Raw genomic sequence first — 21,600 nt, forward strand, 5'->3', positions numbered from 1 at the left:
TTCTACAAAATTACTATCTCAAAATTTTTATTTTTAAATACACCGTAACACGGTTTATCAATCCACGAACCCAGGTTGATATAATTACCGTGTTTATACTTTTGCCAAATGTGCTTGTGTAAATGCCCGAATAACACGAAGTCATATCCCTGATCAATTTTTTTCTTTGCAGCTTCGTATAATCCATCAACTTCACCGTAATCTTTTTTATCGGTATATGCACGGCTTGATTTACTCGTCCTGCTTGCAATACTTATTCCTAAATCAGGATGAAGTAATGAATAAAGCCACTGAAAAAATTTATTTCTTAAAATCCACTTGAGAATATTATAACCGGTATCATTACTGACTAAACCATCACCGTGTGCGATAAAAAATTTTTTATCATTCAATTCAATTGATAATGGATCATCATACATAGTTGCGTTAAATTCCTTCTCAAAAAAATCACGATGAAGGAAATCATGATTACCAATAAAATAATGAAGTTTGATATTCTTCTCGCTCAGATCCTTTAAAGCTGAAAGCGTTCTGTAAAATCCTTTTTGATAAACCCTTTTGTATTCAAACCAGTAATCAAATAGATCGCCAACTATAAACAATTCATCACAATGAGTTTCTGCATATTTCAGAAAGCTGACAAGTTTTTTTTCTTTTTTCTCCTCTTCGGATTTGCTTTGTAGTCCTAGATGAATATCAGAAATAAAGAAGTAAGTTTTTTCCACAGGTTCAACTAATTAATATTATTCTGAACAAAAGTAATTATATACGAATGGAAATAAAACTCACTCATTTATGTTCCGGGCTAATCTGAGCCAGAAGCCAATTGTCAGGATCAAGGTCAACGGATACAGGAAATTCCTTTACAGGTATTTCCAGAAGAGTATCCTTTGTGGTAATATTATATCTAAATTTATTAAACGTTGAATCAGTATAGCTCAATTTTATTTCCAGTGGAAAGTGAAATACCTCATAATCTTCCTGATTCTGTTCGAGTTGAATCCTGACTAAATAATCATTTCCTGTATTACTGTTTTCTGTTTTGTACTTCAGTTCAATCTGTCCTTCGCCATAAACCCACTGATCAAAAAATTTGTTCAGATTTTTACCAGTTACATTTTCACATACTTGTTTAAAGTCATTAGTTGAAGCATTTGAATATTTAAAAGATTCGTAATAATTTCTTAAAATCTTGAAGAAGGTGGAATCACCAACTTCCCAGCGAAGCATGTGAAGAACCCAGGCACCTTTATCATACATAGTCCGTGTAAATAAAAAAGGTCCGGGTTGTGCTAACGAACCTGAGAAATTATTACTATACTTGCTCAACATTGTAGAACGCAGTGCTTCTTCGCCAGATACTTCTTCATAATAAAGAGCTTCACAATATGATGCAAAACCTTCATTAAGCCAGATATCTTTCCAGCTTTTCGGACCGACTGCATTGCCCCACCACTGATGCGCAAGTTCGTGAACAAAAGTATCTTCAAAAAATTTTTTCCCACTGATCATGTTTGATGAGACGCCGGTGATTGTCTGATGTTCCATTGCGCCAGCATACCAAAGAAATTCTGCGACTCCATATTTTTCTTTTATGAATGGATATTCGCCAAATAATTTTGAAAAAACTTCTAGCATTTTCACTTGATTTGAAAAATCTGCTTTGGCATTATCAAGTTTATCCGGAAGAACATAGTAATCTACATTCATTGTGTCATTACCATCATGAGAAATGTACTTGTCAGAGAAATGTTCATAATTTGAAGAATAAATTGCAACAAGGTATGTTGAGATCGGATATTCTGTTTTCCAATGATATGTTTTTCTGCTTCCTGTTGTTTTTACATCAACCAGTACACCATTTGAAACAGACACCATTCCCGAATCATTTGTAATTTTTATTTCGAGATTTGTTTTATCGTAAGGAGTATCGTTGCACGGAAACCATGAAGATGCAAAAGTAGGCTCGCTCAGATTGTAAACAACTGATGTTCCATTTCTCACTCCGAAAACAAAACCATCCAGACCAGCTTTCTCAGGTGTTCCTTCATAATCAACTACAATTTCAAATTCATTTTGAAAAGTAGAATCATATTTAATTGATAATCTTGTTCCTTCATTTTCATATTCAACAGACTTATCATTTAGAGTAATTTTATTAATCCGGAAATTATCATAAAAATTTAAATCTATGGTTGGTATTGTTTGATCAAGTACTTTTCCTGATAAAACAGCTTGTGCAATGAACATTTTATTTTCAGGATATAGATCAAATGAAAGGTCATATTTTGTAATATCGATTTTTCGTTGGTTCGGGGTTATATAATCTTCGTCGATTTTCTGAAAGTAGGTATAGATATAGGTTAGTTTATAGAATTGTATTTTATAATAAACAGCTCCCGGTAAAATTAGAATAAGAGTTATCAGAAATATTATCAGTATTACTCTTTTCGTTTTCACTTATACAATAATCCGTCCCATCTGCGTTAAAATGAAATAATGACCAATCTGAATTTACAACTTTTATGTATTAACTATTAGAGACTTCTGCAAAATTCTAATTTGTTATATTAAAAGACCAGTCTGCCGGCAAGGCAGGAGTGAAATATCTCGTTTTTAAATTGAAAAGAGACTCTTCATCTGGCAGCTGCCGGACTCAGAGTGACACATCGATAATAATTCGGAAGTCTCTCTTATCTTAAATTGTCAATCAGACCATATTTATATATTTTTACGAAGAAATTAAAGGAGAGAAAATGGCCATTCATGGTTCGTCATTATTAAGAGATACAATAACAATGCTTTTAGCGGGAGGTCAGGGTGAAAGACTTTATCCGTTGACAAAAGTGAGAAGCAAACCTGCAGTAATCTTCAGCGGAAGATACAGGATAATTGATTTCGCACTTTCAAATTGTCTGAACTCAGAGTTAAGAAGAATTTATGTTCTCACACAATACAAATCTGATTCTTTAAATCAACATCTCTTTGAAACCTGGAGCATTTTTAATCCTGAACTTGGTGAATTTGTTTATTCAATTCCACCTCAAAGAAAACTTAACAATGACTGGTATCTTGGAACTGCAAATGCTATTTACCAGAATATGAATCTCTTTTCATCAGAAAGAAAAGCAAAGCAGGTTTTGATTCTCAGTGGAGATCACATTTACAAAATGGATTACCTGAAATTGCTTCAATATCATGTAGATAATAAAGCTCATCTATCAATGGCATGTATTGAAGTTCCCAAGGATGAAGCAACCAGATTTGGAATTGTGAGCGTTAACGCTGAATACAAAGTTGATTCTTTTATCGAGAAACCGAAAAATCCTCCTGGTATTCCTGACAATCCTGATTTTGCTTTTGTGAACATGGGTATATATGTTTTTGATGCCAATACGTTGAGAGAAATATTTAAAGAGATGGAAGAAAAACATATTCCATCAAATGATTTTGGACAGGATGTAATCCCTTACATGGTAATGACCGGAAGAAATGTTTATGCCTATAAGTTTGTTGATGAGAATAAAAAATCGCGGCCTTACTGGAAAGATATCGGAACGATTGATAGCTACTTTTCTGCAAGCATGAATTTACTAAGTGTCAATCCGGACTTCAATATGTACGATGCGAATTGGCCAATAAGAGGATTTCGATATCAATTTCCACCTGCAAAAACTGTATCGCACGAAGGCGAACGTGTTGGGCGAAGTCTCAATTCACTTTTATGTGATGGCTGTATAATTTCCGGCGGTCTTGTCGAACGTTCGATACTTGGACCAAATGTTAAAGTAAACAGTTTCTCGTACGTTACTGATTCAATAATAATGGATAATTGCAACATTGGAAGACATGCAAGAATCAGAAGAGCAATCATAGATAAAAATGTAAATGTTCCCGAAGGATATGAAATAGGATTCGATCTGGAATCTGATAAGAAAAAATTCACAGTAACTGAAAGTGGTATTGTTGTTATTGGTAAAAATGAGATTTTGCCGAAGAAATAACTTTAAGCAAATATTTTGTCATCATATTTTTTTCGATTGAAATAGTCACTAATTTTTTCAAGATTCATCGCAAGAAAAAATTTAATTTGTATTGATGAATCCTGAACTTCAAAATAAATTGTCCAACCTTCCCGGTAAACCCGGCGTTTACCAGTTCTTTAATGACAAGAAGAAAGTGATCTACGTTGGTAAAGCAAGTAATCTACGGAGCAGAGTAAAAAGTTATTTCCATTCGAAAAATCAAAATGCAAAAACTGAAGCGTTAGTTAGAAAGATTTCTGACCTCGAACTGTTTGTTACAGATTCAGAAGTTGAAGCGCTCGTCCTCGAAAATAATCTCATCAAAGAATTAAAACCGAGATACAATGTCAATTTAAAAGATGACAAATCCTTCCCATTCATTAAAGTTACAAATGAACCTTTTCCAAGAATTTTTTCTACAAGAAGAGTAATTCGTGATGGTTCAAAATATTTTGGACCGTACACAAGTGTAAAAAATATGAAATCAGCTTTGAGGATGATCAATCAGGTCTTTAAGATCAGAAGCTGTAAGCTTGACATTACTGCCGAATCAATCGCAAAGAAAAAATTTAAAGTGTGCCTTGATTATCATATAAAAAAATGTGATGGACCGTGTGAAGGTCTCGTAAGTCAAAAAGATTATAACGAAATGGTGGATGAAGTTGTAAAAGTTATCCGTGGACGAACAGATGATCTGATAAAAGAGTTGAATGAAAAGATGAAATCTTCTTCAGTTAATATGGAATTTGAAAAAGCTGCCGAGATTCGCGATAAGATTGAACAGTTGAAAATCATTTCATCAAAACAAAAAGTTGTTAGTAATGACTTTGAAGACAGAGATGTAATTTCTATTGCTTTCGAAGATAAAGATTCTGCGTGTTCAGTTTTTAATATTCGATCAGGAAAGCTTGTCGGGAAGAAACAGCTTCACTTAAGTTTGAATGGTAACGAAGGGATTGAGGAAATCTACAACTCAGCAATAAAATTTTATTACGGCGATCATGTTGAAATTCCAAGGGAAATTCTTATTGAAGCTGAACCAATGGAAAAAAATCTGCTCGAAGAATGGCTGAACCAAAAGGCTGAAAGAAAAGTAAAAATATTTGTTCCTCAGCGTGGTGAATTGAAAGCCCTTGTAATGATGTGCAAAGAAAATGCAAATCTACAACTGAAAGAAATTCAACTGCAAAAAATGAAGAAGGAAGGAAATGTTCCTTTTGCACTTACTGCTTTACAGAGAGATCTTCGACTGAAAATTTTACCAAAAAGAATTGAGTGCTTTGATATTTCCAACATACAAGGATCAGATTCAGTTGCAAGTATGGTTGTTTTCGTTGACGGAAAACCAAAGAAGAGTGAATACAAAAAATTTATAATAAAAGAAGTTGATGGACCTGATGACTTTGCAAGTATGCAGGAAGTGATCAGAAGAAGATACACTCGCTTGCTTGATGACAAAGAATCATTTCCTGAATTAATTATGGTCGATGGTGGTAAAGGACAATTATCAAGTGCGGTTGAAATATTGGACAGTCTCGGAATAAAACAATACAATATAATTGGTCTCGCAAAGAGACTTGAAGAAGTTTTCTTTCCTGAAAATTCAGAACCGGAATCGATTCCAAAAACTTCATCAGGTTTAAAGTTATTACAGCAAATTCGTGATGAAGCACATCGATTTGCAATTACTTTTCACAGGCAAAGAAGATCTAAAAGAACTATAACGACAGAACTGACAGAGATAAAAGGAATTGGAAAAGAGACGGCATATCAGTTGCTTTCGGAGTTGGGCAGTGTTGAAAAAATTAAAAATTCCAACACTGAATCTTTATCAAAAATTATTGGAAATAAGAAAGCCCAGCTTGTCAGAAAGTATTTTGAAAATGAAAAGAACGAATAAAATTTTTTTAGCAGCTTTAGTTGTCATAACAATTCTCCTCTTCAACAGTGCCTACCTGAATAATAAATCTACTTCAGTGAAAGAATTTAATTTTTCAATTAATCCTTTAGTGAATTACGATTTCAAACAACTACGTGATACTCTTTATACTGATAAAGATCATTACATAGAAGTAAACTTATTAACTCAGTATGCAACTCTCTACTCAAGAGATGGATCCGAATTTCATTTTCCAATTTCATCAGGAACAAAACGAGTTGAAAAGGGAATGGAAACGAATACCGGTTTATTTGCAATTCAATGGAAAGCAAAGAAACAATATTCAGTTCAGTTTGACAGTACAGTTATGCTGAACTGGATGGGATTCAATAATGGAATTGGTTTTCATGCATTGCTCGGAAAAAGTTATTATAAATATCTTGGTAAGAAAAATGTTTCTCACGGTTGTGTAAGACTTTCACGAGAAGATGCAGAAATCGTTTTTGAAAAAGTTGTAAAAGGAACTCCAGTACTTGTTCATAAAGGAAACAGCGCAATTAAAATAGCTTTCACAAGTGAGGGTGAAAGCTATAATCAGTATTCGTACAAAGAAACTTACAAATTACTGAAAGAAAGATTTCAATTGATTTATGATGGAGACTATTTGATTTCTTTCAACGAAAATATATTAGTTGATGAAAAAAATATTTACTCTTCCGGATTACCAATTGGTAACTCAGATTTACTTCCATCCAAACAAAATCTCAAACCTTCATATCTCTGGGTTGACAAGAATAAATCTGAAGAAGAAAGATTAGTAGAAATTTTTTCAGGAAAAGAAAAATCTGATTTTACACTTAATCCATTTTTGGATTCGAGGAATTAGGACTTGCTCAATTCTAATCGAGTAATATTACTTTTTATGTTTATCCTGATACGTTAATATTATTATTCTTTAAACAAGTCCTGTTAAAAATTTACTCGCTGAAATCACTCTAATATTATCTTTAATGAAATCTATTCCATCCTGTTTGACAACTTGAAAATTAAATGGGATATTAAGTCTTTCTTTGAAGTATGATAAATTCTTTGCCGGAGATGTTTCAGAAAGTTTTACTTCCACCGCGAACCAAGGTTTGTTATCGACAGTTATCAGAAAATCAACTTCTTTTTTATCAACATTTCTTAAATAAAATAATCCTGTTTTATAACCATCCTTTTCAAAGAGATAATTAGTAAACTTTAATAAATGTGAAGCAACCAGATTTTCAAATTTTGCCCCCTCATTTTCAACTTCAGACCAATCAGTTAAATATAATTTAGGTTCCTTCTTAATAGATCTGATTAGTTTTGATGAGTACGGATAAATTCTGAATTGGTAATAGAACGACTCAAGTATATTTAACCAGCTTGTAATTGCACGGTGACTTATTTCCAGATCTTCTCTTAAATTATTAATTGAGAGACCACTAGCTGCTTTTAATGGAAGTAGATCGCTCAATAATTTCATACTACCTAAATCTCTTATGTTCTCGACGTCTCTTATATCTTCTCTAAAAAGACGTTCCAATTTTTCATTGTGCCATCTTCTTAATACTCTTTCATCCTGTGCGATAAATGCTTCAGGGAAGCCGCCAAATTTAAATAACGATTCAAGTGTCGATTGATAATTTTGGGTTTTAAATTGAAGCTCCTGTAAAGGTTGATAATTATTTGAGAAAGATTCAATTTCTGCTAATGAAAATGGATGTAAAGTATAATAATGATATCGCCCCTGAAGTGAATCTCCGCTTCTCCTATAAATATTCAGTCTGGCTGAACCTGTAACTAAAAGCTGAAATTTGTCTTTATAAGTATCATAAATTCCCTTGATCAAATTTTTCCACTTTTTATATTTATGTACTTCATCAAAAATCAATAATCCTGATTCGGCAGGCATTTCACTTGCAATAATTTTTTTTCTGTCTGGTTGATAATCCCAATTAAAGTAAGTGTAATTCGTAAAAGTTCTTGCAATAATTTCTTTGGCAAGGGTGGTTTAACCCACCTGTCTTGCACCACCTAAAAAGACCATCTTCTTTTTGAGATCATTGATAATGTCGCTTTCTAAATATCTTTCTTTTTGCATTTTTTCAATCTTTTTGGTCTAAAACTACTGTTATTTTCATCTTAGAGCAAAAAAAAACGCTAATATTTTTGCTTTCAGGCAAAAATATGCTTCCAAAATATTGCTTTGTGATTTAGTTACTTAACTTATCATTTGGAAATTCTCAGTAAAACAAAAACCTGATGTAGCTCTTAATCCTTCTCTGGATTCAAGAAATTTAGGATTTTAGTTGACCCTATTCTCTTTAGTCCTATGGGGACAAGTCGCGACTTGTCCATACTTCATTTCAAATTAAAACTAAACCTTTTTCAAACTATCCTTGCATTAATCCCAAAATTTGCTTTGTTTTAGGTCAACAAAATTTTTATTGGAGAATAAAAATGAAAAAGAAAATATTTTCTCTTTGTTTATCTCTGTTCGTTTTTCTCTCAATTCCAACCTTTGCACAAGGACCTGGTGAACCATACAATCCTGAAACTGCTAATGATGCAAAGAATATTCATTCTACAGGACATAGACTTTTATGGAAAAATCCAGATAGTACAATTTTTAACATTATTTATTTTAGCGATGATTCTATTCTCGTCGCTCAAATGAATAATTCAGTGGTACTTTACAATGGATCACCGAACGTAACTTATGATACTATTTACTTAGATTCCGTTGAACCACTTAGTTGGAATACAAAATATTATTGGAAAGTGGTTGAATATTATCAGTCTAATTTGATCGAAGGACCAGTATGGAATTTCAGAACAATGCCAAATCCGATTTGTGAATACGAAGAATTCCAGGATGATTTTGAAAGCGGAGTAAGCAATTGGACAGTTACAAACGATGGCGGTAATTGCGTCTGGGAAGTTTTCTTTCCGCCCTATCCTAATGCTTATCAAATGCCATGGACTTCAAGTGGCGGTTTAATTTCAGCGGATTCAGATGAATGTGGTAATGGCACTTCTGTCATAACGACAATTACTTTGAATGAATCTTTCGGTGGCGGGTATGACTACAAAAGTTTAGAGTTTGATAATGATTGGAATGTTTTAGATTCCGCAGATGAAGCTTATGTCGAAGTAAGTACGAATGGCGGTCAAACCTGGGAAATAATTTGGTCACGAATTGGGGAAGATTTAAGGATGACTCATGAAACTGTTTACATAACACAGGGAGGAGACATCCTTCTTCGATTTAGAGTAATTCAACCGGGCTGGGACTGGTGGTGGGCAATAGATAATGTAAAATTAATTCAGGATTGTCCACTTACACAATATTATCCTCCACATAATCTTAAACTAAATACGATTGCACAACAATCAGCAAGAGTTGATTTAAGTTGGGAAAGACTTGGACCTTTCTATCAACCTTATTTTTACATATTCAGGAAACTTGGATTACCGACCGATCCAACGAATTATTCTTTTGTTGGAATGGTTCCATTTACCATGACTACTTTTTCAGATACTGCTGTAATAATTAATAACATATATACTTACCAGATTAATAATGGTCCTTTTCCTAATGGCTTCAGTAATGAAGCTACTGCCTATGTGCAAAACATTGTTCCGGTAGAATTACAAAGTTTTACTGCAGAGATAATTGGCAGTGATGTTAATCTTCTATGGTCAACAGCAACAGAAACAAACAACTCCGGTTTTGATGTTGAAAAAAAAGCCCTCTCCTTTGGAGAGGGTTTGGGTGAGGCCTGGAAAACGATTGGTTTTGTTCACGGTTTCGGAACAACAACAGAAGTTCATCATTATTTATTTGTTGATGAAAGACTTCAAGCAGGAAATTATCAATACAGATTAAAGCAAATTGACTTTGATGGAACATTTGAATATTCAAACATTATTGAAGTTACAATAGATGCACCGATTGAATTTTCTTTGGAGCAAAATTTTCCAAACCCGTTCAATCCAACAACAAAGATAAAATATACAATACCTGCCTCCCTAAATCCCTCCAAAGGAGGGACTTTAGTGCAATTACAAGTTTTCGATATTTTAGGGAACGCTGTCGCAACACTCGTCAACGAACAAAAACAACCCGGCACTTATGAAGTAGAATTTAACACGGCAAGTCATTCCGGCGAAGTCCGAAACCTGCCTGCCGGTAGGCAAGGTCTACCAAGTGGAATATATTTTTATAAACTTCAAGCTGGCACATTTGTTCAAACAAAGAAAATGATATTAATAAAGTAAATTTTTATTGGAGAATAAAATGAAAATAAAATATTTGCTTTATATTCTAATCTTCTCTAGCACTAGTTTTAGTCAAGGATTCTTTGAAAAAGATTGGGAAACTATCATTGATACAACTTGGGGACCAGGTTTACCATCTTCAGAGAAGTTAGAGATTTTCGATTCAATTTGGACGGTGATTGATCATAAATATGCTTGCTTTCAAAATCTGGATCTAGATTGGAATGCAGTAAGAGACTTGTATAGACCTGAAATTGAAAGTGGAGTTAGCAGGGGTAGATTTGCAGCGATTCTTAATTATATGTGTCTAAAGTTAAATGAAGCACACACCTGGTTTACTGATGTAGAAGTTAATGTAGCTACTCCTCTAATTCCTGGCACACCACTGATACGAGCAGGTGGTTGGGGAGGAGATAATCATTTCGTTGCTGGTTTAATTCCACTTCCCGATAGTACATTGCTTGTTTATTCAGCTCCACAAAATCATCCGATTGGATTAGAACCAGGTGATATTATTTTGGGATACGATGGGTATCCCTGGAAATTTCTTTATAAAGAGTTATTAACACGTGAATTCCCTATTCAATATCAATCCCGCTGCGGTTCGAACGATGAAGCTTTCACACATATTTGGCTAAGCGGAGCAGGTATGAATTGGCATCTTTTTGATACGATAGATGTTAAAAAATATTCGGGTGAAGTGGTTCATTTACCCACAAGTTTATTAAATGTCACTCAAAATTATTTTAATTACACTGAACAGCTACCTGTACCCGGAGTGCCTATGGATACTGCACATTATCAGATGAGTTGGGGAATAGTTGAAGGAACAAACGTTGGTTATATTTATAACTACAGGTGGATTGCAAACGATATATCTGTGAGATTTTATAATGCACTAGATTCATTAATAAATGTCTACAATGTTGACGGATTAATTATCGATTTACGTGTTAATTCTGGGGGCTATTTTGAAAGGACAAATGCGGGAATGAATTTGTTATTTGAAAACGATGTCCCAGATCTTGGTTTGGCTAGAAGAGACGATCCATATAATCATTATTCAATGATCACTTCGAATATATATAATTTAAATCCAGACACTAACACCTCATTTAATAAACCGATTGCAGTATTGTCAGGGCCATTTTGTATTAGTGCGGGGGATTTTCTTATTAAAAGACTTCTGTCGCATCCAAACGTAAAAGTTTTCGGAAAAACATCTTCTACAGCTTTTGCATCTTCAGAACGGGTTCAAATGGGACCATATGTTTTTGATTATGCTTACAAGAATGGATTTAGTGCGGAGGACCCTGATCAATTCCTCACTCATCTTGAACTGCAAGTTGATTATGAAGTTTCATTTACTATAGAGGATGTTCGAAATGGTGATGATACAGTTGTAAAAGAAGCTCTTGAATGGATATTCAATAGTAGTGATTTTCAGAGTGAGCCTTTAAGTGTTATTTCAGAATTCAATCTTTCTCAGAATTTTCCAAATCCATTCAATCCGACAACGATAATCCGTTATCAGTTACCGGTGAGCAGTGATATAAGCTTAAAAGTATATGATATACTCGGGAACGAGGTTGTGACACTGGTTGCCGAATATAAAACAGCAGGAAATTATGAGGTTAAGTTTGATGCCAGGACATTGACAAGCGGAGTATATTTCTATAAGATACAAGCCGGAAATTATACGAACACTAAAAAGATGATACTAATGAAATAACCATTATTCGTTGCACAAGTTAAATATATTGAGCCCCTGCTTGCCTTCCACAAATATTTTGCCTTAGTTTGTGATATGAATTTTGATCAGAGAGACGATAATGAAAAACACAATTAAATATCTACCTCAGCTTATATCAGTAATATTCTTTTTATCCAATCAGACGTTTCCGCAAGCACCTGATACAGTGTGGACAAAAACTTTTGGTGGATCCAATATTGATATTGGACACTGCGTTCAGCAGACTGCTGACAGTGGATACATTATAGCCGGTTACACTCGTTCGTACGGAACAATCAGCGGAAGAAATGTTTGGCTGGTTAAAACAGATAAAAACGGAAATCAACAATGGAATAATACTTTTGGTGGGAACGCTGATGATGAAGGTTATTCTGTTCAACAAACTATTGACGGCGGATACATTATCAGTGGTTATACAAAATCATTCGGTGCTGGTTTAATGGATGTTTTTCTTATTAAAGCAGATCCATCAGGAAACCAGGTTTGGTCAAAAACTTTTGGTGGTGTTCAGGATGATGAAGGTTATTCTGTTCTTGAAACTAATGATGGAGATTACCTTGTCGGTGGTGTCACCTCATCATCCGGAGCAGGTAGCAGAGATATGTGGATGATTAAAACTGATCCATCAGGAAATTTAATATGGCAAAAAACTCATGGTGGAATGAGTTCGGATGGTGCATGGTATGTAGCGCAAACAACTGATGGTGGTTTTATTTTAACAGGATGGACATTGTCTTATGGTCCAGGTGCTTTGGGAAATGCCTGGCTCGTAAAAACAGATTCACTTGGTAATCAACAATGGAATAAATTTTTTGGCGGTGATGATGTTGATCGCGGATATGCTGTTCAACAAACAACTGATGGTGGATATATTCTAACCGGTTACACAGATTCTTTTGGAGCAGGACTTTATGATATGCTCTTAATAAAAACAGATTCTTTAGGATATGCTGGTTGGACAAAAACATTTGGCGGAACCGGAAGAGATTACGGTAATTCAGTTCAGCAGACAAGTGATGGAGGATTTATCGTTCTTGGTTATACTTTATCTTTTGGTGCCGGAGGTGATGATTTCTATCTTGTCAAAACAGATGCAAACGGTAATGAAGAATGGTTTAAAACTTATGGTGGTTCTGCTTCCGATGTTGGATTTTTTATGCGACAGACAAATGACGGTGGATTAATTATGACCGGTCACACTTTATCATTTGGTTCAGGTATTCACGATGTGTGGTTGATAAAGACAGAGAATATTATTCCTGTTGAGATGCTTAGTTTCACATCCAAAGTTACAGGTAACGATGTTAAATTGTTCTGGTCAACTGCAACAGAAACGAATAACTCGGGTTTTGAGATTCTTCGCGGAGTTTATCCCGCAAAAAGTGGGACTCAGAATGACAAGGAGTGGGAATCTATTGGTTTTGTTCCCGGATTCGGAACAACAACAGAAGTTCATCATTATTCTTTTGTTGATGAATCACTCCAATCCGGAAATTATCAATACAGATTAAAGCAAGTTGATTTTGATGGAACATTTGAATATTCAAACATTATTGAAGTTACAATAGATGCACCGATTGAATTTTCTTTGGAACAAAATTTTCCTAACCCATTTAATTCAACAACAAAAATAAAATATACAATTCCTGCCTCCCTAAATCCCTCCAAAGGAGGGACTTTAGTGCAATTACAAGTTTTCGATATTTTAGGGAACGCTGTCGCAACACTTGTCAACGAACAAAAACAACCCGGCACTTATGAAGTAGAATTCAATGGAACTGGACTACCAAGTGGAATATATTTTTATAAACTTAAAGCTGACAATTCTATCGAAACGAAAAAAATGATTTTACTTAAGTAACCGTTATTCTTTTTAGAGGATCGATAAATCAAACCTTTACGAATTCCCACCAATAGCACGAGTCCAAAATAATTATTATTTTTACCTGTAACAGAGAGGACAAATAATGTATAAATTTATTTTTATAATCTTAACTATAACTGCTCTATCAATATTTAACTGCAGTTCTGATGATAATAATATTAGTGAGGATGAACTTCACAACCTTTTTACAGATGCTATCGCAGGCAATTCAGAAGCGAATTTACGACTGCACGGAATTTTTTCAAACAAACATATTGGTAAAACAGATTATAATAGTCTGGCAATTAAAAGTATGAGTATTAATAATAAATTATTCTATTCAGTACTGCTGGAATATAATGATCCGATATTAAATCTTTTTGCAATTTATGATGATCAGCTTAACTTGTATGTGCTCGATAAATCACTAAATGGATACCTTAATGCAGAATGGAATGATATTGGGAATAGGAATTTTGTATTTGTGCAGGAAAGATTTCTGACCAAAGATGTATTGTCTCTTGATCGCCTTTCTATTTACCAAGTATCAACCAATTCAGCGGATCTGGTTTACAGATCACTTAGCAGGTTTGTTAAAGAAAATCATATCTCTTACAACACAGTTGGAAGAATTACAGACGATTTTATTTTAACCAAAGTTAGTGATACAAATGATAAAAGGATAAATGATCAGGTAGATACTTTTTATTTTAATTCTGATTTAAAAAAATATTTAAGCAAATCTAACCTGTTTACTAAATATGTAAGACAGCAGATTAATGACTTTAACTGGACTCTCTTAAAACCAGAGATCCCTGCAGAATTTCTGGATACTGCTGCCGTTTCATCACATAAAGTAAATTAGAAAGTTTAATCCGGAATTTAGGAACATTTTAAAATGAATATTTACTTAATAAGACACGGTGAATCCGAACCTACTTCTGAAAATAAACCTCACGAAGATAGAATGCTGACGGCAAACGGTATTGAAATTATTAAAACCTCGATGATTTTCTGGAAATATTTCATTGACAATTTTGATATCATTCTGACTTCACCATTAAAACGCGCCAAACAAACTGCACAAATAATTAATAGTATGTTTAAATCAGAATTTGAGGTAATTGAAGAAATTTGTTTACTCAACGGAGGCTTGACTGAAGACTTGATTTCAATTGCCAGCGCGATGAATCTGAATGATATCGCAATGGTTGGTCATCAGCCTGATATTGGAATTCATATTGGCTCAATGATAGGAACTGTTGATTCTAATTTTAGAATACTACCTGCATCAATTGCAAAAGTACATTTCGCAGCAAACCCCGGGAAAGGGAAAGGTGTGCTTGAATTTCTTTTTCCACCAATAAACAAAAAAGGGTAACCAGCTACACAAGCTTTTGCTTACCACTGCTTCCTTCCGGACCTGATGGAGTTGGGCATTCACCTGTTAACTGGCACCCGAAAACAATTTATAATTTAGAATTGAAAATGTATAATGAAAGATACGAAAGTATGAACTATTTTTTTTTGAATTTGGACTTTTGACTTTTGGCTTGCTCAGTCAAAGTATTTCTTTCCCAAAAAACTCCATCCTGATAACCTTGTATCTTCGTATCAGTTTCAGCCATATCTAATCGCTTTAATGTAAGTGCACAATAATATTTATCAATTTCTATCCCTAAAAACTTTCTGTTAAGTTTTTTAGAAACGACTGCAGTTGTTCCTGAACCAAGAAATGGATCGAACACAATATCACCTTTGTTTGTGCTTGCAAGAATTATTTTTGCGAGAAGCTTTTCGGGTTTCTGAGTTGGATGATCTGTATTTTCCTGCATTGACCAGAAAGGAACTGTAATATCATTCCAGATATTTGATGGAAATGTATCTCTGAAATTTCCTGAAAAATTCTGATTCCAGTCTTTCGGGTTTCTATTTTCATCTTTATATGGAGCCAAAACTTTTCGTCTGAGTTTTACATCGTTTACGTTAAAAGTAAATTGATTTGAATTAGTAAAAAACCAGATATCCTCGCAGCAATTTTTCCAGTTTGTTTTTGCACCTCTACCCTTTTCTCTTTCCCAGGTAATTCTGTTTCTGACTTTAAAATATTTTGAACCGATGTTAAAAATTGAGGCTGACGACTTCCAATCACCGCAAATATAGATCGATGAATTTTCTTTTAATAATATTTTCATTCTGCTTAACCAAGAATCTAACCAGGATTCATACTCAGCATCCTTCATTTCTTTGAATGATATATCATTAAATTTTTTAGTGAGGTTGTATGGAGGATCAATAAAAAGCAGATCAACAAAATTATCTGGTAAGTATTCAACTGCTTCAAATATATCCTGGTTAATAACTTTGTCAGTAACTGAATTAATCGTCTGTTTTTCGTTCAGTGTAATAACGGATTGAGAATAGTTTTCAATCTCCCATTCAGTAAGCCTGGTAGATCGGTTAAACTTAGCAGGTAATTTCTTCGTCATCAAATCATGAATAAATTAGTTATTGATTGTTACGAGAAACAGGGTACTTCTCTTTTAATTCAAATAATTCATTGACTAATCGTGTGATACTTTTTTTCAGTTCGAAAATCAATAGAGAAACTTCAGGATTAAAATCATTCTTCTTGATTGAAGTCTCAATGCTCCGGCACAATTCAACAAGACTTTCACAGCCTAAATTCAATAAGTTGCCTGAAAGTTTATGAGCATAAAATTTTAAAATCGCTGCATCTTTATTTTCAAAAGCTGTTTCCAATTCTTTAATCATTATTGGTATATCAGTCACATAAACATTTAAAATTTCACCAACAAATTCTTTATCCACATTCCCATCAACATTGAAGTTTGAAACAATCCGTTCTTCATCAATCAATTTTAATATTTTAGGATTTTTATTCAATGTAATAGTTCTTTTGTTGGATTTACACTTTGCATATCTGTTTCTTAGTTAAACTGTTTTTGTTAATGTAAAAATAGGAATTTTAAAAGTAACGATTGCGTTCAATCTTGTTTACCGACAGCCAAATATCTAATTTTAGATATCAATTTTCTCACTTTTTTCAGGATAATTTTTATGAAAAGAACCATCGTTTCAATGCCCGGTGACGGCATTGGTAAAACAGTACTACCCGAAGCAATAAAAGTTTTAAACGCAGTCAAATTTGAAGCAGATTACGTTCACGGAGATATCGGCTGGGATTTTTGGTGCAGCGAAGGAAATGCACTTCCACAGCGTACAATTGAATTACTTCAAAAACACAAAATTGGTTTGTTTGGTGCAATCACTTCCAAACCAAAAGATGCTGCTGATAAAGAACTTGATCCAAAATTAAAAGGAAAAGGTTTCACTTACTTTTCTCCAATTGTTTCAATGCGACAACACTTTAATCTTGATATTTGTATCCGTCCTTGTATTTCATTTAAAGGCAACCCGCTTAATTTTATTAGAAAGGATAGCAAAGGTCATTACGAAGAACCGATAGTAAACTCTGTTATATTCAGACAAAATACAGAAGGACTTTATGCAGGAATTGAATGGACAAATCCTCCCGCAAATGTTCGTGCAGCTTTTGAATCTCATCCGAAGTGGAAAGCATTTAAAGATGTTCCGAATGAAGATTTAGCAATATCAAGCAGGATAATTACAAAGAATGCGGCAACGAGAATTATTCGTGCTGCTTTTGAGTACGCAAAAAAATATGGATACAAAAATGTAACAGTTTGTGAAAAGCCAAATGTACTTCGCGAAACTTCCGGTATGATGCTGAAGATTGGAAAAGAACTTGCAAAAGAATTTCCGGGAATTTCATTATGGGATACAAATATTGATGCACAAATGATGTGGCTTACAAAAAATCCTGAAGATTACGGAGTTGTTGTTGCTGAAAATATGTTCGGTGATATTATTTCTGACGGATTTGCCGGATTAGTTGGCGGACTTGGTTTTGCTTGTAGCGCAAATCTTGGTGAAGAAGTTTCAGTCTTTGAACCAACACACGGCAGTGCTCCAAAATATCAGGAATTAAGTCCATCAATCGTTAATCCGATTGCAATGATTATGAGTGCCTGTATGATGCTCGATCACATTGGTGAAACTGAAAAAGCTAATAAGATTAGAAAAGCAATTGCAAAAGTTATTGAAGAAGGAAAAGTAAAAACTTATGATATGATGAAACTTCGCGGAGGACCTGATGTATTTAAAAACGGAGCCTGCACAACTCAGCAGATGACTGATGAGATAATTGCTAAAATGTGAGAAGCAAAACGCAAGAAGCAAGACGAGAATTGAAATGTTAGAACTGAGTCATAAAAAATTGGATGTGTGGATAAAAAGTATGGAGCTTGTAACTGAAATCTATAAGCTAACAATTAAATTTCCGATACAAGAAAAGTATGGTTTAACTTCACAAATAAGACGTTCCGCTATTTCTGTACCTTCAAATATTTCAGAAGGAAATGCGAGAATTTCGAAACAGGAAAGACTAAGATTTTTAGAAATTGCCAGAGCTTCATTAGTAGAATTAGATACTCAGATTGAAATAGCAATCAAATTAAATTATTTAAATAGTTCTGATACACGTGATATTTCTGAAATGATGAATCATACATTTGCTATGTTATCAAAATTTATTCAAAAAATAAAAAATGACAAGAGAAGTGAATGATCATCTTGCGTCTTGCTTCTCGCGTTTAACGGAGTACAAATGAAAGATAAAGTCTTAAAAATATGGCCAGAAATTAACTGGATCGAAAACAAAGAGCTCAGAGAAAAAGTTTTATACTGCTGGGTTTATGCAATTGAAAATTCTGTTCTCACTCCCGAAGATTTAGAAGTAATTCCGTTTTCACTTCTCATTAAAGATTGCAAAATATCTTTTATGAATCACAAACGTACTGCAGTTCAGCTTTCTGTTGATATTGCAAAACGAATGAAAGAGAACTTTAAAGATGAAATTAAAATTGATATGGATTTTTTAATTGCCGGTGCAATTCTAATTGATATCGGGAAACTGATTGAATACGACAAAGTTGATGGCAAACTTGTTACAAGTAAAGCCGGACATTTGCTTCGCCATCCTTTCAGCGGAGTATCAATTGCGGACAGATTTGGATTACCTTACGAAGTTCAGCATATAATTGCATATCACGCAAAAGAAGGAGATTTAGCAAAACGAAATGTTGAAGCAATAATTGTTCATCATGCGGATTTTGTTTCGTTTGATCCGTTTAAAGCGTGAGAAGTTAGAGGCAAGAGGTAAGAAGTTTTATGCTGGATTTAAGTCATAAAAGGTTAGATATCTGGAAATTCAGTTTGGAGTTAGTTGTAAAGATTTACTCTTTAACTTCAAATTTTCCAAAAGAAGAATTATTCGGATTAACGAGTCAATTAAGAAGAGCATCTGTCTCAGTGAGTTCAAATATTGCTGAGGGATTGTCCAGAACATCCAAACTTGAAAAAGCAAGATTTCTAGAAATTTCAAGATCATCGCTTGTCGAAATAGATACTCAATTAGAAATTGCAACTAAGTTAAATCTTTGTAATAAAAATAATTTAGTTGAAATTGAAAAATTATTAAACAGTTTATTTGCAATGATTACTTCATTAAAAAAGAAAATTAAATAAAAACCTCTTGCTTCTCACCTCTAGCTGAGAACAAGATTACGGAGTAAAAATGAGTCAAACATTAACAGAAAAAATCGCACAAAAATATGCTGTTGGTTTAGATAAAAACCACGAAGTTCACGCTGGTGATTATTTAATGATACAGCCGGCTTATGTAATGACACACGATAATACAGGTGCTGTCATTCCAAAATTTAAATCTATCGGTGCAAAAAAACTTTTTAATCCACGACAAGTTGTAAACACACTTGATCACAATGTTCAGGATACATCTGAAAAAAATTTAGAGAAGTACAAAAAGATAGAAGACTTTGCCAAATCAATGGGTGCTGACTTTTATCCAGCCGGAAGAGGAATCGGACATCAGATTATGTGCGAAGAAGGTTATGCTTTCCCGGGTACAATGGCTGTTGCGTCTGATTCACATTCAAATATGTATGGCGGACTTGGTTGTCTTGGAACTCCAATCGTACGAACTGACGCTGCTGCAATCTGGGCAACCGGAAGAACCTGGTGGAAAGTCCCTCCGATTGCAAAAGTTGAACTTACAGAAAAACTTCAAAAAGGTGTAACAGGAAAAGATGTCATTATCGCTCTCTGCGGATATTTCAACAATGATGAAGTTCTAAATCACGCTATTGAATTTGTTGGTGATGGAGTAAAGCATCTAACAATTGATGAAAGATTAACAATCGCAAATATGACTACTGAATGGGGCGCACTTGTTGGTTTATTCCCTATTGATGAAAAAACAATTCAATGGTTAAAACGTAGAGCAGAATTTATTCTGTCTCGCGGTTTGGAAGGAGTCCCTTCCGATGCTGACGTGCCTGACGGCAAGGCAGGTGGAAATGGAAAACATCCACGAATCAATAAACAAAGAATTTCTGAATTAGAAAAAATTATTATCAGTGCTGACAAAGATGCCTTCTATGCAAAAGAATTAAAGATTGATCTCTCGACAATTGAACCTTTTGTATCCGGTCCTAATTCTGTTAAAGTGATGAACTCAGTTTCAGAACTCAAAAAGAAAAATGTAAAAATCAATAAAGCATATCTTGTCTCGTGTGTTAACAGTCGCCTTGATGATATTAAAGAAGCAGCATCGGTTGTAAAAGATAAAAAAGTTGCAGAGGGAGTTGAATTTTATATAGCTGCTGCATCGAGCGAAGTACAAAAAGAAAGTGAACTTGCAGGATACTGGCAAATATTGATTGATGCTGGCGCAAAACCACTGCCGCCCGGCTGCGGTCCGTGTATAGGACTTGGAACAGGTTTGCTTGAAGATGGTGAAGTTGGAATTTCTGCAACTAACAGAAACTTTAAAGGAAGAATGGGTTCGCCAAGTGCATTTGCATATCTCGCTTCACCTGCCGTAGTTGCTTCTTCTGCAATTGCAGGAAAGATTGACTACAACTTCAGTAACGGAGATAAGAAAATTATTGGTGAGATTAAAATCAATAAAAAATCTTCTGATGCTAAACCTACTATGAAAATTCTACCGAAGTTTCCGTCAGTGATTGAAGGCGATTTACTTTTCTGCCATCAGGATAATTTAAATACAGATGGAATTTATCCCGGGAAGTACACATACATTGATGACTTCACTCCTGAACAGCAAGCTGGAGTTGTGATGGAAAACTATGATCCTGAATTTGGAAAGATCGCAAAGAAAGGTGACGTTGTCGCTGGTGGATTTAATTTCGGAACCGGAAGTTCACGTGAACAGGCAGCAACTGCCTTTAAGTATAAAGGAATTGCTTGTGTAATTGCCGGAACATTCAGCGAAACGTATTCACGTAATGCAATTAACAATGGTTTTTTGGTAATTGAATGTTCAGAACTTGTAAACGATTTGAAATCCAAATACGGGAAGGAAAAGTTTACTATCCAGACAAATAAAAAAGTTAAAATAGATTTTAAAAACTCTTCAATCACTTTTGATGAGAAAAATTATTCAATTGATCCTGTTGGCGAAGCTGCACAGGAATTAATTATTGCCGGCGGATTAGAGGAGTGGGTGAAGAAGAATCTTTGAAACACAATAGAACACAGATGACACAGATTGATTAAGAACAGCGCAGATCGTAATCCTTCATAATAATCAGTGTTCCATTTTTCAAGAAGGAATTTATATGCA

18 protein-coding genes and 1 other RNA gene are annotated in these 21,600 nt (G+C 34.2%); 13 read left to right on the top strand and 6 right to left on the bottom strand.

The window, feature by feature from the left end; genetic code table 11:
- Nucleotides 1-2: 2 nt before the first annotated feature.
- On the bottom strand, nucleotides 3-725 hold the full coding sequence (locus tag HND39_00325) for a UDP-2,3-diacylglucosamine diphosphatase (GenBank protein ID QKJ94836.1): 723 nt from the start codon (nucleotides 723-725) through the stop codon (nucleotides 3-5).
- 64 nt (nucleotides 726-789) lie between these two features.
- Nucleotides 790-2,460 carry a M1 family metallopeptidase gene (locus HND39_00330; GenBank protein ID QKJ94837.1) on the bottom strand — a complete coding sequence of 557 codons (1,671 nt, stop codon included), beginning with the start codon at nucleotides 2,458-2,460 and terminating at the stop codon, nucleotides 790-792.
- A 296-nt stretch (nucleotides 2,461-2,756) separates the two neighbouring features.
- Here HND39_00330 and glgC point away from each other — a divergent pair, with 296 nt between their 5' ends.
- The 3 genes from glgC (at nucleotide 2,757) to HND39_00345 (ending at nucleotide 6,790) form a co-directional block, all read left to right on the top strand.
- Nucleotides 2,757-4,004, top strand: a complete 1,248-nt coding sequence (glgC, locus tag HND39_00335) for a glucose-1-phosphate adenylyltransferase (GenBank protein ID QKJ94838.1) — start codon at nucleotides 2,757-2,759, stop codon at nucleotides 4,002-4,004.
- 94 nt (nucleotides 4,005-4,098) lie between these two features.
- Nucleotides 4,099-5,925, top strand: a complete 1,827-nt coding sequence (locus HND39_00340) for an excinuclease ABC subunit C (GenBank protein QKJ94839.1) — start codon at nucleotides 4,099-4,101, stop codon at nucleotides 5,923-5,925.
- Entirely contained in the window at nucleotides 5,909-6,790 is an 882-nt protein-coding gene (locus HND39_00345) for a L,D-transpeptidase (GenBank protein ID QKJ94840.1), read from the top strand. The genes HND39_00340 and HND39_00345 overlap by 17 nt, the downstream gene beginning before the upstream one ends.
- Nucleotides 6,791-6,859: 69 nt before the next feature.
- Here the strand turns inward: HND39_00345 and HND39_00350 are convergent, their stop codons facing one another.
- Nucleotides 6,860-7,843 (bottom strand): ATP-binding protein, encoded by a 984-nt coding sequence (locus HND39_00350; GenBank protein QKJ94841.1) that lies wholly within the window; start codon nucleotides 7,841-7,843, stop codon nucleotides 6,860-6,862.
- A 1,610-nt stretch (nucleotides 7,844-9,453) separates the two neighbouring features.
- Between HND39_00350 and HND39_00355 the strand changes: the two genes are divergently transcribed.
- The 5 genes from HND39_00355 to HND39_00375 all read left to right on the top strand — a co-directional run bounded on the left by HND39_00355 (nucleotide 9,454) and on the right by HND39_00375 (nucleotide 15,210).
- Nucleotides 9,454-10,212, top strand: coding sequence for a T9SS type A sorting domain-containing protein (locus HND39_00355; protein QKJ97818.1), 759 nt, complete (start codon nucleotides 9,454-9,456; stop codon nucleotides 10,210-10,212).
- A gap of 19 nt (nucleotides 10,213-10,231) precedes the next feature.
- Nucleotides 10,232-11,944, top strand: coding sequence for a T9SS type A sorting domain-containing protein (locus tag HND39_00360; protein QKJ94842.1), 1,713 nt, complete (start codon nucleotides 10,232-10,234; stop codon nucleotides 11,942-11,944).
- Between the two features lie 100 nt (nucleotides 11,945-12,044).
- Entirely contained in the window at nucleotides 12,045-13,826 is a 1,782-nt protein-coding gene (locus HND39_00365) for a T9SS type A sorting domain-containing protein (GenBank protein QKJ94843.1), read from the top strand.
- Nucleotides 13,827-13,932: 106 nt separating this feature from the next.
- On the top strand, nucleotides 13,933-14,694 hold the full coding sequence (locus tag HND39_00370; GenBank protein ID QKJ94844.1) for a hypothetical protein: 762 nt from the start codon (nucleotides 13,933-13,935) through the stop codon (nucleotides 14,692-14,694).
- 33 nt (nucleotides 14,695-14,727) lie between these two features.
- Nucleotides 14,728-15,210, top strand: coding sequence for a histidine phosphatase family protein (locus HND39_00375; GenBank protein ID QKJ94845.1), 483 nt, complete (start codon nucleotides 14,728-14,730; stop codon nucleotides 15,208-15,210).
- On the opposite strand, the gene ffs is transcribed toward HND39_00375, so the two are convergent.
- The 3 genes from ffs to HND39_00390 form a co-directional block, all read right to left on the bottom strand.
- An RNA gene (gene ffs / locus HND39_00380) (signal recognition particle sRNA small type) lies at nucleotides 15,199-15,292 on the bottom strand. The two genes, HND39_00375 and ffs, sit on opposite strands and share 12 nt — an antisense overlap.
- Nucleotides 15,293-15,346: 54 nt before the next feature.
- Nucleotides 15,347-16,318: a site-specific DNA-methyltransferase gene (locus HND39_00385; protein QKJ94846.1), complete on the bottom strand. Its 972-nt coding sequence runs from the start codon at nucleotides 16,316-16,318 to the stop codon at nucleotides 15,347-15,349.
- Nucleotides 16,319-16,337: 19 nt separating this feature from the next.
- Nucleotides 16,338-16,736 (bottom strand): Hpt domain-containing protein, encoded by a 399-nt coding sequence (locus HND39_00390; GenBank protein ID QKJ94847.1) that lies wholly within the window; start codon nucleotides 16,734-16,736, stop codon nucleotides 16,338-16,340.
- A gap of 174 nt (nucleotides 16,737-16,910) precedes the next feature.
- Between HND39_00390 and HND39_00395 the strand changes: the two genes are divergently transcribed.
- The 5 genes from HND39_00395 to lysF are packed head-to-tail and all read left to right on the top strand — an operon-like array spanning nucleotide 16,911 to nucleotide 21,498.
- Nucleotides 16,911-18,092 carry an isocitrate/isopropylmalate dehydrogenase family protein gene (locus HND39_00395; GenBank protein QKJ94848.1) on the top strand — a complete coding sequence of 394 codons (1,182 nt, stop codon included), beginning with the start codon at nucleotides 16,911-16,913 and terminating at the stop codon, nucleotides 18,090-18,092.
- Between the two features lie 34 nt (nucleotides 18,093-18,126).
- Nucleotides 18,127-18,501, top strand: coding sequence for a four helix bundle protein (locus tag HND39_00400; protein QKJ94849.1), 375 nt, complete (start codon nucleotides 18,127-18,129; stop codon nucleotides 18,499-18,501).
- Between the two features lie 39 nt (nucleotides 18,502-18,540).
- On the top strand, nucleotides 18,541-19,074 hold the full coding sequence (locus tag HND39_00405; GenBank protein QKJ94850.1) for an HDIG domain-containing protein: 534 nt from the start codon (nucleotides 18,541-18,543) through the stop codon (nucleotides 19,072-19,074).
- A gap of 29 nt (nucleotides 19,075-19,103) precedes the next feature.
- Complete coding sequence (locus HND39_00410) at nucleotides 19,104-19,460, top strand: four helix bundle protein (protein ID QKJ94851.1); 357 nt, start codon at nucleotides 19,104-19,106, stop codon at nucleotides 19,458-19,460.
- A 49-nt stretch (nucleotides 19,461-19,509) separates the two neighbouring features.
- Nucleotides 19,510-21,498 carry a homoaconitase gene (lysF, locus tag HND39_00415; protein ID QKJ94852.1) on the top strand — a complete coding sequence of 663 codons (1,989 nt, stop codon included), beginning with the start codon at nucleotides 19,510-19,512 and terminating at the stop codon, nucleotides 21,496-21,498.
- The last annotated feature ends 102 nt before the right edge of the window (nucleotides 21,499-21,600 follow it).

The sequence above is a fragment of the Ignavibacteriota bacterium genome (assembly GCA_013285405.1).
Classification (GTDB): domain Bacteria; phylum Bacteroidota; class Ignavibacteria; order Ignavibacteriales; family Ignavibacteriaceae; genus IGN2.